This is a genomic window from Pseudomonas sp. Eth.TT006 (assembly GCF_054456575.1).
Genome location: NZ_JBTJEN010000007.1, coordinates 1 through 14,001, shown reverse-complemented (window position 1 = coordinate 14,001; position 14,001 = coordinate 1). Strand labels below are relative to the sequence as shown.

The window sequence follows — 14,001 nt, the reverse complement described above, 5'->3', positions numbered from 1 at the left end:
TATTTATTGTGGTGAGGGGTGCCCAAGCCAGATTTCAGGCAAAAAAAAGCCAGCAATGAAGCTGGCTTGAGATGTTCGGTACGGCTCAGGACGCGTCTGCGGCCATCTCGGCGTCGTGAGCGATCAGCGACACCAAAGCGTTCTGTTGACGGTGGGACAGCTGACGGAAGCGTTGCAGCAGTTCACGTTCGTGTAGCGACAGCTCAGGGCTGTCCAGGCGCATGCTCAACTCTTCGCCCAGTGCACCTTCCTGAATAAGACTCTGCTCAAGGCGCGCAATGATCTCGGAGTTCATGCTGCGATGATGATTGCGAGCCACCTCGGCAATGCGTTCACGCATCCCGTCTGGCAGACGTACGACGAACTTGTCAGCCGTACGGCTGGAATAAATTGCCTGTTTCAATGGGCGCATATATTTAACCGGTTAGTTCAGGGGAGCGGTTCTCGGGATTGGCCGCAGGATGTGTGGTAGGACAAGCATCCGCGCCAAATGGTTCAACCTGAATTGTTAAGAGGCCCGCATCATGCCTCAAAATTGCCAGATCATTGGCGTCAATTCTGTGACAAATATTGAGCTGCGTAAAGGCGTAATGCCAGCACCAATTATCAGAAATGCGGACTGGTTTGAAAACTTCGCCTCTGCCGGCATCACTGCCTGCTTCCTGATGCGCATCGCCTGGTGTCCGAAGACCATCAGAAGGTGCATGCTATGCGGTTTTCGTTCCTTGATCCTTTCCTGTACAGGATAGTGGCAATTTGCCGATTTACTAGGGGTAAACACCCGTAGGAGGGCGTTTTCAGGATGGATGGCAGAGTTATTTATCTGATGGGTCCTTCCGGCTCAGGCAAGGACAGTCTGATCGAGGCTGCACGTGAGTCGTTGCGCGTAATGAACTGCGAAATCATCCGCCGGGTGATCACCCGATCAGCGGAATCGGTCGGTGAAGATGCCATCGGCGTCACGCCCGAAGACTTCGATCAGCGTCAGCGCGCAGGTGATTTTGCCCTGTCGTGGCACGCCAATGGCCTCGCTTATGGCATCCCGAAAGAAATGGACGAATGGTTGCGCGCCGGCCGCGATGTGTTGGTCAACGGCTCGCGCGCCAATCTGCGTCAGGCGCAGGAACGCTATCCAACGTTGCTGCCGGTGCTGTTGACGGTGAAGGATGAGGTGCTACGTGAGCGCCTGCTGCGACGGGGCCGCGAGACGCCAGAACAGATCGACGCGAGGCTGGCGCGCAATACCTTGTTCAAGGACCGCAGAGCCAGCGATTTGCCCGTGTATCTGATCGATAACTCAGACGCCCTGTCGGACGCCGTCAATCAACTTCTGGAACTGATTCGGCTTAACGCAGCACCGGATCAAACTTGATTTTGCGTCCCGCTGCCAGTGCCAACACAAACAACACAACAAACACGCCGCAACTCACGAGTGGCAAGGTGACTTCGGTTTCCGTGAACAGCGAAAAATGCACAACGCCACTCAACAAGGCGAGGATCAGAAAGCCTGCGGCTGATCTGGACATGCGGTACTCCTGAAGATATTTCAAAAAACCAGACGTTCGGTGTCGCGCGTTGGCAGGGCTTGCTCAGGCTCATTGACCGCCTGTGCGGCGAAGTTGCCGTGATCGCTGAGCACCGCCCACTGCGGCGCTTTCTGCACTTGCAAGTAATGCGGCATGCGCTGCGCCACCGGTTCAGCATCCTTGGGGGCAAAATGAAAGCCCAGCAAAACTGCAAGTGCGATTGCGTTTGCAAGCAAGAGAGTGCTGTTCATGGTGCGGACTCCGATTGTTCTGTTATGCGAACAGATAAAGCAGCCGTCGTGCCAACAGTCTAACCGCTGTTAAGTCCTTTAAAAACAAGCATTTAACAGGGATTTTTCGAAGTCGAAGGTTGCAATCTGCAATGATGGCATTTTGCAAGAGTGCAAATTGCACGGTAAATGTTCCCGCAGCATTGCAAGGCGCCTGCCTACACTTAGAAAAGCCCACGGACGACATGACAAATCAGGGGCTGGCCGTTAACATGCACGCCGTCCGTCGCGCCGTGTCTGGCCGCGACAACGCAGTGTCTCAGTAGCTCAATTGGATAGAGCATCCCCCTCCTAAGGGGAAGGTTGCAGGTTCGAACCCCGCCTGGGACACCACCATTCAGAGCCTCACATGGCTCGCAAAAAAAGCCCCGCACAGGATGATCTGGCGGGGCTTTTTCATGCTCGTGGGAAGGGGGTCAGTTCACTGCGCCACCGTCCGCCTTGCCAATCGACGTGCTGACCTCGATCACCTGCCGCCGTGCATTGACCTCGTAACTGCGCCCCTCTGCATCAGTGTCCGGTCTGCGCAGGGCCAATTGTGCAAACAGCCCCTTTTTTTCGTCGTAGCTACCAAACCAGTCAACCAGTTTTCCGATGTAGCAGTCGTTACCGATAAAAACAGATAGGTCGAAAACATCTTCCACCGAGTAGTGCACCGGACCGTAACTGTAGTAATCGTTCTCGCCAGCACCTGTTGCAGGGATCGGGCAAAGAGGTGTGTGCTGAGTGTTCACGCGATCAGTCTGTGCTTCGTTCGCTTTGGTGATTGCCTGATTGAGCGTAAGGCGTAGATCGGGTTGCAACTCGAAGGTGCTGGTGCCGTCATCCTTGTGTTGTGTGGAGGGTACGTTCAGGGAGTAGCGATATCGCACCGTCACGGTGGGTACTTCACGGTTGATCTCCAGCGGATTGAGCAAGTAGATGTGATCAACGCCGTAGGCGCCGTTGCGATAGGCGACGTAAATATTGCCCCGAGCCTTGATCCAGTAGACCGACTGGTTGGCACCGCGATCATTGGTGTAAAACAACGCGCTTTCAGGCTCGGGAGACCTTTTGACAAAACGGTCACCGTCTCGGCGCCAGGTTTCCACGTAAGTGAACATACCGGTGCCACCGGCGTAAGTCTGGACGATCAGGTCGCGTTGTCCGTCGCCGTCCATGTCCAGCAACGAGTAGGCGGTTTGACCGGTTTCTGCCGCCGCGTCGATGCCTGTGGCGGTCAATGCCTTCCATTCATCCGCGCTAACGTCTTTTGGAATCGTCGCTGGAAAGTGCGTCAGCTCGCTGGGGTTGTCGTTGTCGACGTCGCCTGAAAACGATGTTTCTCCAGAATCGATAATCAGCGAAGCAAGCACTCGTTCAACCGCAACCTCGCGATTGCCGCCCTCGCTGGCTTTCTGGATGCTGCGTTGCAGATCTTCCACAACCTGTTGGTCGATGCCGGTCGGTCTGTGCGCCATGGCATCCATCTGTTGTGACTGCAGTAACTTCAGGCGGTCGCGATAGCTTTGCTCAAGGCAAGCAATGTCCGCGTCGCACTGATTGCGTGCCTTGAGCCACAACCGTTGTGTACGCTTGAGTTCAGGTTGTCCTTCACCGGAGATCTTCATCAGCTCCCGGTAAGCCGAGCCCATCTGCACATCCAACGCATACAACCTCTTATCCGCACAAACCGCATTCTCCACGGCACTCGCCGCTTTTTCACAATCCATTCCGTTCGCCATCGCCTGCTGGAAAAACAGCAGCGCGCAGGCGGACACGAGGTAACGTCCTTTGATGTACACGAGATAACCCTTGTAGTCGAAAGATCAGCCGGCGCGCAGGGTAAGCGCTGGCCGAGGAATGTTGAAGTGTGCGCTTCAGGTAACACCACTCGCGGCCGATAACCCACTCGGTGACTTAAAAGTCGCGTGATAGCGCTTGATAGCATTTAGCCGGCAGCTATCATCTGCGCGCCTGAAATTGCCCTTACTTCAATTGCCTGGAAATGCTCGATGTCGTCGTATCACCAAAAGAGTTTTCTGATCGTCGATGATTTCTCGGATTTCCGCAGTTCCGTGCGTTCGATGTTGCGCGAGCTGGGGGTCAAGGATGTGGACACCGCCGATACCGGCGAGCAGGCGCTGAAGATGTGTGGGCAGAAGTCCTACGATTTCATCCTGCAGGATTTTCACCTCGGCGATGGCAAGAAAAACGGCCAGCAGGTGCTGGAAGACCTGATGTCGGAAAAGCTCATCAGCCATGAAGCGGTGTTTGTCATGGTGACGGCCGAAACCAGTCAGGCGATGGTGCTCAGTGCCCTGGAGCATGAGCCGGATGCGTACCTGACCAAGCCGTTCAACCGTTCCGGCCTGGCGCAGCGCCTGGAGCGTCTGGAGCAGCGCAAGACGTTGCTCAAACCGATTCTGCAAGCCCTTGATCGCGGTAAACCGGTCGAGGTGCTCAATGCCTGTATTGCGCTGTGCAAGCAGGACATCCGTTATTCGCCGCTGTGCCTGCGTTATCGTGCCGATGCCTTGCGCGACATGAATCAGAACGAAGCCCTTGAACGCCTTTACGACAGCATCATTGCCGATCGGCCGTTGCCATGGGCGTTTGCCGGCTTGGGCAAGTTGCTGTTCAAGCGCGGGCAAATCGCGCAGGCCAAAGAGGTTTACGAAAAAGCCCTGAAAGTGTTCCCGATGATGCCGGCGTTGTACGACGGCATGGCGGATGTGCTGGTCGCCGAAGGCGATAGCAAAGGCGCGCAGCGGGTGCTTGAGGAGGCGATTCGTTTGTCGCCGCTGGCGGTACGCCGGCAAGCGTTGCTCGGCAAACTGGCCATGACCAACGAAGATTTCGAAACCGCCTCGCGCGCCTATCGGCAGGCCGTGGCGCAGGGCGCGCAGTCGCGCTTCAAGGATCCGGAAAGCAACCTCGGCCTGGCCCATGCCTTGATCAGCAAGGGCAGTGAGCGCGGCCTCGATACCCGCACACGGCTGGAGATCAACACCACCCTCAGCGCGGTGGCGAAAGAGAACCCGACCGACCCGGGTCTGCAGATTCGTGCGCGCTTGATGAAAGCCACCAGTCTGCTGCTCAACGATGCCGAGACTGCCGACAAGCTCACCGAACAGGCACTGCTGCGCCTCGACGGCATGGAGCAGTTCATGAGCCCCGAGGCGGCGCTGCTGGTCGCCAAGCAGTTGCAGATGCTCGGTCAGGCCGAGGCGGGCACCTCGATGCTCAAGAGCTGCGCGGAGATCTACGGCGACGATCCGGCAGTGATGAAAGACATCGCCAAGCTCACCGACGACCCGACCATCCTCAGTTCGAGCAACGCCGCCGCTGACCTCAACCGCCAGGGCGTGCGCGTGTACAAGACCGGCAACCTGGTGGAGGCCCGCGAGGTGTTCCGCAAGGCGCTGAAGATGCAACCGAAAAACATCAGTATCGCGCTGAACATGGCCCAGGCACTGCTGCACGGCACCGACACCAGTGTGCCGTCGGCGGAGCTGGAAGAATGTCGGGCCTGCCTGAAACTGGTTGGCCTGATGCCCGACACCGACGCGCGTTTTGCGCGTTATCAGAAGCTGAAAAGCAAGGCGTTTGGCGAATGAACCACGACGAGCAGACACTGGATTTCTCTACGGTGATCGCCTCCACCGTGCACGACATGAAAAACTCGCTGGCGATGTTGATGCAGGCTCACAGCCAATGGCTGGCGCGTCTGCCGCAAGCGCAGCGCAGCGGCGCGGAGCAGGGCGTGATCGATTTCGAGTTCGCCCACCTCAACGGCATGCTGGTGCAGCTGCTCGGGCTGTATAAGCTCGGCGTCAACCAGATGCCGCTGCAACCGGCTTATCACGAGCTCGATGATTTCATCGAGGCGCAACTGGCGGCGCACCAAGAGGTGTTCGCCAGTCGCGGGATCATCGCCACCTATGAAGTCGATCCGTTGAGCCCGCTGGGGTTCTTTGATCGCGAGCTGATTGCTTCGGTGCTGGGCAATTGCATCAACAATGCGATTCGCTATGCCCGCGAGTCGCTGTTGATCACTGTCAGCGACGAGGCCGGTCAACTGGTGTTGAGCATCAATGATGACGGCGACGGTTACCCGGCCGAGATGCTCGAACGTCAGGCCGACTACGTGCAGGGCATCAATCACGGCAGCGGCAGCACCGGGTTGGGCCTGTATTTCGCCAACCGCATTGCCGCGTTGCATCAGCGCAACGGCGTGGTCGGACGCACCGAAATCAGCAACGGCGGACCCTTGGGCGGCGGAGTGTTCAGCCTCTACCTTCCCTGACACAACACTTGCCCCTGTAGGAGCTGCCGCAGGCTGCGATCTTTTGATCTTGTTTTTAAAGCAACATCAAAAGATCGCAGCCATCGGCAGCTCCTACAGGGGGCGAGTACGGTTGGTTTTTGTTTGACGCTGCTTGATATTCCGAACAGCCGGAGCCTATTTTGTGCAGGTCGCCGTTCGCGGCTCGCACGAATAACAAGGATTGCGTCATGACAAGCGATGGTCAGCGTTCACTCGCGCAGCGATTGGCCGGCATTGATGAGGTTGAATGTGTCACGCCGGATTTGAATGGCGTGCCGCGTGGCAAGGTGATGACCGCCGAGGGTTTCCTCGAAGGGCGGCGTTTGCAGATGGCGCGGGGTGTGCTGCTGCAATGCATCATGGGCGGTTATCCGCCGGCGCGGTTTTACGGCAGTGACGACGGCGACCTGGCACTGGTGGCCGATCCGGACATGGTCCACCCGCTGCCATGGAGCGATGAGCCGCGTGCCCTGGCCATCTGCGATGCCGACGAACTGAGCGGCGAAAGCTCCAACCTGTCGACCCGTGGCCAACTGAAGAACGTCATCGCCCGTTACGCCGCGCGCGGTCTGGCGCCGGTGGTAGCGACCGAGCTGGAGTTTTTTGTCTTCGCACCGAATCCCGACCCGACTCAGCCGTTCCGTCCGCCAGTCGGCCTCGACGGGCGTCGCGAGGACGGCCAGACGGCGTTCAGTGTCAGTTCCAATAACGGTCTGCGGCCGTTTTTCAGCGAAGTCTACAAATGCATGGCGGCGCTCGGGCTGCCGCGCGATACCTTTATGCACGAGATGGGCGTCAGCCAGTTCGAGATCAATCTGCTGCACGGTGATCCGCTGTTGCTGGCCGACCAGACGTTCCTGTTCAAGCACCTGCTCAAAGAGGTCGCGCTCAAGCACGGCCTGAGCGTGGTGTGCATGGCCAAGCCACTGGCGCACACCCCGGGCAGTTCGATGCACATTCATCAGAGCCTGGTCGAGATCGCCACCGGCAACAATGTATTCAGTGACAAGGACGGCCAGCCGACGGCGATGTTCCGCCATTTCATCGGCGGACAGCAGTCGTGCATGGCGGACTTCACCGCGCTGTTTGCGCCGAACGTGAACTCCTATCAGCGCCTGTGCCACCCGTATGCGTCGCCGAACAATGCCTGCTGGTCCCACGACAACCGCACCGCCGGCTTGCGCATTCCGGCCAGTTCACCGCAAGCCCGGCGCGTGGAAAACCGGTTACCCGGCGCCGACGCCAACCCGTATCTGGCGATTGCCGCGAGCCTCGCCGCCGGTTTGCACGGGATCGAACATGAGCTGGAACCGAGCGAAGCGATTCAGGGCGAATTCGAAGTGCCGGACAATCTTGCGCTGCCGTGTACCTTGCATGCCGCACTTGAGCGTCTGAAACGTAGCCCATTGGCCAGGGAACTGTTCGGACAGGAGTTCATCGAAGGCTACATCGCTTCGAAGACCATGGAGTTGACCAGCTTCTTTGATGAAATAACTCCCTGGGAACGGCGTGTTCTCGCAGCCCAGGCCTGACTAACTGTCGCTGTCGGACTATCGTTTTGAGAGTCCGATCCTCACTGCAAGGAGCCGCTCGGAACGCCGATGCGCCAAATCTGGAAATCCTTTCGAGCGCTGTATTTCGCCTCGCTGATGATGTTGATCGGTTCGGGCCTGCTATCGACTTATCTGGCATTGCGCCTGGCCGCTGACCATGTCGACGGGCTGTGGGTCGGTGCGCTGATGGCGGCCAACTATTTCGGTCTGGTGCTGGGCGGCAAGATCGGTCACCGCTTGATCGCCCGGGTCGGGCATATCCGTGCGTATTCGGCGTGTGCCGGGATCGTCGGTGCGGCAGTGCTCGGGCATGGCCTGGTCGACTGGCTGCCGGCGTGGCTGGTGCTGCGGACCATCGTCGGTCTGGGCATGATGTGCCAGTACATGGTGATCGAGAGCTGGCTCAACGAGCAGGCCGATGCCAACCAGCGCGGGCTGGTGTTCAGTGGCTACATGATCGCTTCGTATCTGGGGCTGGTACTCGGTCAGCTGATTCTGGTCATGCACCCGGGTCTGGGCCTGGAGTTGCTGATGCTGGTGGCGCTGTGTTTCGCCCTGTGTCTGGTGCCGGTGGCACTGACCCGGCGGATTCACCCGGCGCCGCTGCATCCGGCACCGATGGAACCGCGCTTCTTTATCAAGCGCGTGCCACAGTCGTTGAGTACGGTGCTGGGCGCTGGTCTGATCATCGGCTCGTTCTATGGTCTGGCGCCGCTGTATGCCTCGCAGCAGGGGCTGTCGACCGAGCAGGTCGGGCTGTTCATGGGTAGCTGCATTTTTGCCGGACTGCTGGTGCAGTGGCCGTTGGGCTGGTTGTCCGACCGATATGACCGGGCATTGCTGATTCGGTGCTTTGCCGGGTTCCTGGCGGTGGCGGCGTTACCGTTGGCGATTCTGCCGCAGGTGCCGCTGGAAGTGCTGTTCGTGGTCGGGTTCCTCTGTTCGCTGGTGCAGTTCTGCCTGTATCCGCTGGCGGTGGCCTTTTCCAACGACCACGTCGAAGGCGATCGCCGGGTGTCGCTGACGGCGATGCTGCTGGTGACCTACGGCGTCGGCGCCAGTATCGGCCCGTTGCTGGCGGGGGTGCTGATGAAACTGTTCGGCAGCCAGAGCCTGTACGCGTTCTTCAGCTTCTTTGCGCTGGTGCTGGTGTGGCGCATCCGCCCGAAAGCGGTGACCAATCTGCACCAGGTCGACGACGCGCCGCTGCATCACGTGGCGATGCCCGACAGCATGTCCGCCTCGCCGCTGGTGGCGGCCCTCGACCCACGTGTCGATGAGCAGGTGGTGCAGGAGCAGATGCAGACCCCGGTTGAGCCTGAGCCGGAGCCAGTAGTGGAACCAGGGCCCGATGATGGAACCGATAAACCGACGCCAGACATCAGCGGCGCCAGGCCCTGACTCTGACTGCAATATTCACCTGTGGTGAACACAGATTTAATGATGAATGGATAACCTTGTGGCGAGGGGATTTATCCCCGATGGGCTGCGAAGCAGCCCCCAAGCCCTGACTGCACATTCTTCCTGACACACCGCATTGGATGATTTTGCGACTGCTGCGCAGCCGATCGGGGATAAATCCCCTCACCACAGGGATCTTGGTGTTACTGGGAATTTTCAGCAGGCATAAAAAAGGGCAGTCCCGTGCAGGACTGCCCTTTTTCTTTGTGCGTGCGAATCACATATCGTCTTTATCGAAACGACGTGCTTCACGTTGCAACTGATAAACGAAGCGCTCGACGTTACGTGCTGCCTGACCACTGATGTTGTGGAAACGCAGACCGGCGAAGGTGATGTTGAGCTTTTCTTCGAAGTGCAGATAGCGCAGTTCGACCGAAATCGGCTGATTGCCGAACAGCGGCGGGGCGATCATGCGATCGTAGACCTGGCCCAGTTGCAGACGATCGGTGATGTCGCCTTCAAAGCGCAGCTTGCAACCGGTGGCGGAAATATCCAGCAGTTTGCCGTTGATCGGCGCCTTGAGCTTTTCACCGCCGAGTTCGACGCTGACCAGATCGGTCAGTTTCAGCGCGGCGCGGAAGGCGTTGCGGCGCTGGTGGTAAACCACTTCGGTCGGCAGTTCGCCGGTGTAGAAACGATCGCCCGCAGACTCTTGAATGTTCAGCTTGCCGGTGCACTCCCAGGCGATACGCACGCCGTCATGGAAGCCTTCAACCTTGAACGGCTCGCCCGCCTGCAGAAAACGCTCGCCATCGCGCGGGATCATTTCGTCCAGGGCGATGGTCGCGGTGTCGCGGTCAACCTTGATCAGGAAACTCTGGAAACGCTGGTTACGCTCATGGAAGGTAATGATCAGCGGATCGTGGCTTTCCTGCAGCTGGCGCAGGTTGCTGGAGATTTCCAGGGGCGTGGTCAGCACCTTTGGAGGCTGCGGACTATCATCCGCGCTTTGGGCGTTTGGCACGTTTTCTCAATCTCCAGACAAAATTTGACTACGACTGGCAGGCATTTTGCCAGCATGTTTCGCGGGTTGATAGAGCTGGCGCATCAACGGCTCATGCCTGGCTGAGCGGACGCGGTACGGCGGGCTTGGCAAAAGTACCGCTGGCGTTATAAAGCGCTGGCGCTTCACCACCGGTGAGGATCTTCAACTGATTGGCCGTGGCGGCCTGCTGGATCTGGATCGACTGGCCGTTCTTGACGTTGGCGGCCTGGCATTGAGCAATGAGATCAGTCAATGCATCGCCTTGCGCCAACAGCTGGTCGCCAATACTCGACTGCCCAGCCAGCTGCTCCAGACCGCTGCGGTCGGTCGGCAAGTTGAGACTGGCGAGGATTTCGCTGCGCTTGCGGCCATGCTGTTCAAGCAAAATGATCAATGCCTGTTTGTGCGCCAGAATTTCTTCCAGCAGGGGCATGTCGCGACCGTGCAAGGCGAGGGACTCGGTTTGCAGTAACTCCAGCAATTGTTGCGCTGGAGCAAAGTCGTCGATGATCAGTTGCAATAAATTAGTGTCGTGCATGGCTGGCCTTGGGGTCTAAGCGTCCAAAAGCCTGGCGCTGGCAAATGCCTAGCGCTGGGCTTCGAAGTTGAGCAGTTTGCTGGCTACACGGTTGCTGTCGACTTTATAGCTGCCATCGGCAATCGCTGCTTTCAACTCGGCCACACGGGCTTTGTCGACGGCAGGCTGATCGCGCAGCTTGTCAGTGACCTTCTGCAACTGTTGAGCCTCATTGCTGAGGTGTACCGATTCCCCGCTTTTTGCGGTACTGGCCGTTTCGGCCTGGGTATTCAGCGGCGCGGAGGTGCCGTTTTCGGCGGTTTCCTTGGCGTTGCTGGTACGTGTACTACCGGTAAGTGACGAGGAGCTGTTCAAACGGCTGAAGTCGATGACCATGATAAAAACCTCTGGGAATTTGGACGCTTGCCATGTTCTCGGCCATTCCCTGGAAAACTTTAGGCCCACTTTGCAATGAGCCGCATGTACCGAAGCGTGTTCTGCTGCGGCACAGTTTAGGGAAGCGTCGAGGCGCGCGCCAGTTTTCTGCGTGAGGGTTTTTACATGGCCACTTCCACCTGACCCGGTGCGATGACTTGCGCCTTGATCACCCGGTTGGAATTGAGGTTTTTCACCCGGATCTGTTCCTTCAAACCGCCATTGGCCAGGGCTTCCCCGGGCATGCGCACCGCGAGCGTACCGCTGCGGGCGATGATCACCACTTGGTCACCCTTGCGCACCACTTCGGCCTGTTCCAGATGCACCAGCGTCAGCACCTGATCGGCGACCGTTGGTCGGGTTAATTTCTGCCCGATGGCGTCATCCACCGACGTCAGAAAACCCTGATTGATCTGACTGACGTCGCGTTCACGCAAGGTCACGTCCTGCGGCTCGATAATGCCGGCGCGTTTAAGCGGGCGGGTGGTGGTGACAATCTCGCGAAACAGGCGGACTTGAGCGGGCACGAACACCGTCCACGGCGAGCTTCCCTCGCAGCGGACCTTGACCGTTACCCGGCCCAGCGGACGCGCCGGACTCTCCAATGTCGCTGTCAATTCCTTGTCGCACATAGGCATGCGCATACGCGGGTCGAGCTGGTTGACCTCGATTTCGTAGCGGCCTTCGGTTTGACTGGTAGCCAGATAGTCTTCTACGGTGAATTCAAGAAAGCCCTGAGTGACGCCGATAAGCATGTCAGGCAAGGTAACCGTATCAGCACCGGCAGGGTTGCCAGCGAAGAAAAAGCAGACGGCGGCCACCGCGCACAGCGCTTTGCGGGTGCGGGAGGTCAGACGTCGGGAAAATGTCGTTTGAGCGTTCATACGAGTTGAAAAGCAAGCGCCGTGCCGTTTAGCAATGAATGTGCGTCGCAACAACACTTGGCGTTGGTGTAGGAGTCTGGGCATGGCTGGTGTAATGGATTCGGTGAACCAGCGCACGCAACTGGTGGGGCAGAATCGCCTGGAGCTGTTGTTGTTCCGTCTCGACGGTCAGCAGCTCTACGGAATCAACGTGTTCAAGGTGCGGGAAGTGCTGCAATGCCCGTCGCTGACGTTGATGCCCAAGTCCAGTCCTGTCGTGTGCGGGGTGGCGAATATACGGGGGGCGACCATTCCGATCCTTGATCTGGCAATGGCGACCGGTTCCGGGGCGTTGAAAGACAAGAACAGTCCGTTCGTGATCATCACGGAGTACAACACCAAGACCCAGGGTTTCCTGGTCCGCTCGGTGGAGCGCATCGTCAACATGAACTGGGAGGAGATCCATCCGCCGCCCAAGGGCACGGGTCGTGATCACTACCTGACCGCTGTGACACGAGTCGACAATCAGTTGGTCGAAATCATCGATGTCGAGAAGGTGCTGGCGGAAGTTGCGCCGACGCCGGAAGCGATTTCCCAGGGTGTGGTCGATGTCGAGACCCAGAGCAAGGCGTTGTCGCTGCGGGTGCTGACGGTCGATGACTCGTCGGTGGCGCGCAAACAGGTCACGCGTTGTCTGCAGACGATCGGTGTCGAAGTAGTGGCGCTGAACGACGGCCGGCAGGCGCTGGATTACCTGCGCAAGCTGGTCGATGAGGGCAAGAAGCCGGAAGAAGAGTTCCTGATGATGATTTCCGACATCGAGATGCCGGAGATGGACGGGTACACCCTGACGGCGGAGATCCGCAGCGATCCACGCATGCAAAAGCTTCACATCATCCTGCATACTTCGTTGTCGGGGGTATTCAATCAGGCGATGGTCAAGAAAGTCGGTGCCGATGACTTCCTGGCCAAATTCCGTCCTGATGACCTGGCATCCCGGGTAGTCGACCGGATCAAAGCAGCAGATATCAGCTAGGGGCCTTTTGCTCCTGGCGTTCAACACGATTTAAGAGGCGGCAGCATTGTCTACGGGTAATTTGGATTTTGAACAGTTCCGGGTCTTCCTGGAAAAAGCCTGTGGCATTTTGCTCGGTGAAAACAAGCAATATCTGGTGTCGAGCCGCCTCAACAAACTGATGGAGCAGCAAGGCATCAAGTCCCTGGGCGAACTGGTGCAGCGCATCCAGACCCAGCCACGCAGCGGTTTGCGCGAGCAGGTGGTCGATGCCATGACGACCAACGAAACCCTGTGGTTTCGTGACACCTATCCGTTTGAGGTCTTGAAGAACAAGGTGTTGCCGGAGGCGATCAAGGCCAGTCCGAACCAGCGCCTGCGGATCTGGTCGGCGGCGTGCTCGTCGGGGCAGGAACCGTATTCGCTGTCGATGTCGATCGATGAGTTCGAGCGCAGCAACCTCGGTCAGTTGAAGATGGGTGTGCAGATCGTTGCCACTGACCTGTCCGGCCTGATGCTGACCAACTGCAAGACCGGCGAATACGACAGCCTGGCGATCGGCCGCGGTTTGTCGCCGGAACGTCTGCAGCGTTACTTCGAGCCGAAAGGGCCGGGTCGCTGGGTGATCAAGGCGCCGATCAAGAACCGCGTGGAATTCCGCTCGTTCAACCTGCTCGACAGCTATGCGAGCCTGGGCAAGTTCGACATCGTGTTCTGCCGCAACGTGCTGATCTACTTCTCCGCCGAGGTGAAGAAAGACATTCTGATGCGCATTCACAGCACGCTGAAACCGGGCGGGTATCTGTTCCTTGGCGCTTCCGAAGCGCTGAACGGTTTGCCGGATCATTACCAGATGGTCCAGTGCAGCCCGGGGATCATTTACCAGGCGAAATAACCGTTCATCGGCGACACAAAAAACGGGAGTCCTCAAGGACTCCCGTTTTTTTTGATTTTGCTTCCTGTAGGAGCTGCCGAAGGCTGCGATCTTCTGATCTTGATCTTGATCTTGATCTTGATCTTGATCTTGATCTTGATCTTGATCTTGAT

The 14,001-nt window shown here is 58.1% G+C and carries 15 protein-coding genes and 1 tRNA gene; 8 read left to right on the top strand and 8 right to left on the bottom strand.

What is annotated here, in order from left to right; genetic code table 11:
* Positions 1-85: 85 nt before the first annotated feature.
* Positions 86-412: an Arc family DNA-binding protein gene (locus tag ACXR0M_RS12820; RefSeq protein WP_003178899.1), complete on the bottom strand. Its 327-nt coding sequence runs from the start codon at positions 410-412 to the stop codon at positions 86-88.
* A gap of 390 nt (positions 413-802) precedes the next feature.
* On the opposite strand from ACXR0M_RS12820, the gene phnN reads away from it, so the two are divergent.
* On the top strand, positions 803-1,372 hold the full coding sequence (gene phnN, locus ACXR0M_RS12815; RefSeq protein WP_458832222.1) for a phosphonate metabolism protein/1,5-bisphosphokinase (PRPP-forming) PhnN: 570 nt from the start codon (positions 803-805) through the stop codon (positions 1,370-1,372).
* Here phnN and ACXR0M_RS12810 read toward each other — a convergent pair.
* Positions 1,347-1,526 carry a PA3371 family protein gene (locus tag ACXR0M_RS12810; RefSeq protein ID WP_458832221.1) on the bottom strand — a complete coding sequence of 60 codons (180 nt, stop codon included), beginning with the start codon at positions 1,524-1,526 and terminating at the stop codon, positions 1,347-1,349. The two genes, phnN and ACXR0M_RS12810, sit on opposite strands and share 26 nt — an antisense overlap.
* A 20-nt stretch (positions 1,527-1,546) precedes the next feature.
* On the bottom strand, positions 1,547-1,777 hold the full coding sequence (locus tag ACXR0M_RS12805; protein ID WP_458832220.1) for a hypothetical protein: 231 nt from the start codon (positions 1,775-1,777) through the stop codon (positions 1,547-1,549).
* A gap of 295 nt (positions 1,778-2,072) precedes the next feature.
* Between ACXR0M_RS12805 and ACXR0M_RS12800 the strand changes: the two genes are divergently transcribed.
* A tRNA-Arg gene (locus tag ACXR0M_RS12800) sits at positions 2,073-2,149 on the top strand.
* Positions 2,150-2,232: 83 nt separating this feature from the next.
* Here ACXR0M_RS12800 and ACXR0M_RS12795 read toward each other — a convergent pair.
* The gene (locus tag ACXR0M_RS12795) at positions 2,233-3,600 is read right to left on the bottom strand and encodes a lysozyme inhibitor LprI family protein (RefSeq protein ID WP_458832219.1); all 1,368 of its coding nucleotides are present in this window, start codon (positions 3,598-3,600) and stop codon (positions 2,233-2,235) included.
* Positions 3,601-3,810: 210 nt separating this feature from the next.
* On the opposite strand from ACXR0M_RS12795, the gene ACXR0M_RS12790 reads away from it, so the two are divergent.
* The 4 genes from ACXR0M_RS12790 to ACXR0M_RS12775 all read left to right on the top strand — a co-directional run bounded on the left by ACXR0M_RS12790 (position 3,811) and on the right by ACXR0M_RS12775 (position 9,079).
* A complete protein-coding gene (locus ACXR0M_RS12790; RefSeq protein WP_458832218.1) occupies positions 3,811-5,415 on the top strand; it encodes a response regulator in 1,605 nt (534 codons plus the stop codon).
* Positions 5,412-6,104 carry a sensor histidine kinase gene (locus ACXR0M_RS12785; protein ID WP_458832217.1) on the top strand — a complete coding sequence of 231 codons (693 nt, stop codon included), beginning with the start codon at positions 5,412-5,414 and terminating at the stop codon, positions 6,102-6,104. Before ACXR0M_RS12790 ends, ACXR0M_RS12785 begins: the two co-directional genes overlap by 4 nt.
* Positions 6,105-6,415: 311 nt before the next feature.
* Positions 6,416-7,657 carry a glutamine synthetase family protein gene (locus ACXR0M_RS12780; RefSeq protein WP_458832446.1) on the top strand — a complete coding sequence of 414 codons (1,242 nt, stop codon included), beginning with the start codon at positions 6,416-6,418 and terminating at the stop codon, positions 7,655-7,657.
* A 69-nt stretch (positions 7,658-7,726) separates the two neighbouring features.
* Positions 7,727-9,079 (top strand): MFS transporter, encoded by a 1,353-nt coding sequence (locus ACXR0M_RS12775; protein ID WP_458832216.1) that lies wholly within the window; start codon positions 7,727-7,729, stop codon positions 9,077-9,079.
* Positions 9,080-9,356: 277 nt separating this feature from the next.
* Here ACXR0M_RS12775 and ACXR0M_RS12770 read toward each other — a convergent pair whose 3' ends face one another.
* The 4 genes from ACXR0M_RS12770 to flgA form a co-directional block, all read right to left on the bottom strand.
* Positions 9,357-10,103 (bottom strand): flagellar brake protein, encoded by a 747-nt coding sequence (locus tag ACXR0M_RS12770; RefSeq protein ID WP_458832215.1) that lies wholly within the window; start codon positions 10,101-10,103, stop codon positions 9,357-9,359.
* 91 nt (positions 10,104-10,194) lie between these two features.
* Entirely contained in the window at positions 10,195-10,662 is a 468-nt protein-coding gene (locus ACXR0M_RS12765) for a flagella synthesis protein FlgN (protein WP_458832214.1), read from the bottom strand.
* A 48-nt stretch (positions 10,663-10,710) separates the two neighbouring features.
* Entirely contained in the window at positions 10,711-11,037 is a 327-nt protein-coding gene (flgM, locus tag ACXR0M_RS12760; RefSeq protein WP_458832213.1) for a flagellar biosynthesis anti-sigma factor FlgM, read from the bottom strand.
* Positions 11,038-11,198: 161 nt separating this feature from the next.
* Positions 11,199-11,960 carry a flagellar basal body P-ring formation chaperone FlgA gene (gene flgA, locus ACXR0M_RS12755; RefSeq protein ID WP_458832212.1) on the bottom strand — a complete coding sequence of 254 codons (762 nt, stop codon included), beginning with the start codon at positions 11,958-11,960 and terminating at the stop codon, positions 11,199-11,201.
* Positions 11,961-12,042: 82 nt separating this feature from the next.
* Between flgA and ACXR0M_RS12750 the strand changes: the two genes are divergently transcribed.
* Positions 12,043-12,975, top strand: a complete 933-nt coding sequence (locus ACXR0M_RS12750) for a chemotaxis protein CheV (RefSeq protein ID WP_458832211.1) — start codon at positions 12,043-12,045, stop codon at positions 12,973-12,975.
* A 46-nt stretch (positions 12,976-13,021) separates the two neighbouring features.
* On the top strand, positions 13,022-13,849 hold the full coding sequence (gene cheR, locus ACXR0M_RS12745) for a protein-glutamate O-methyltransferase CheR (protein ID WP_458832210.1): 828 nt from the start codon (positions 13,022-13,024) through the stop codon (positions 13,847-13,849).
* Positions 13,850-14,001: the final 152 nt, after the last annotated feature.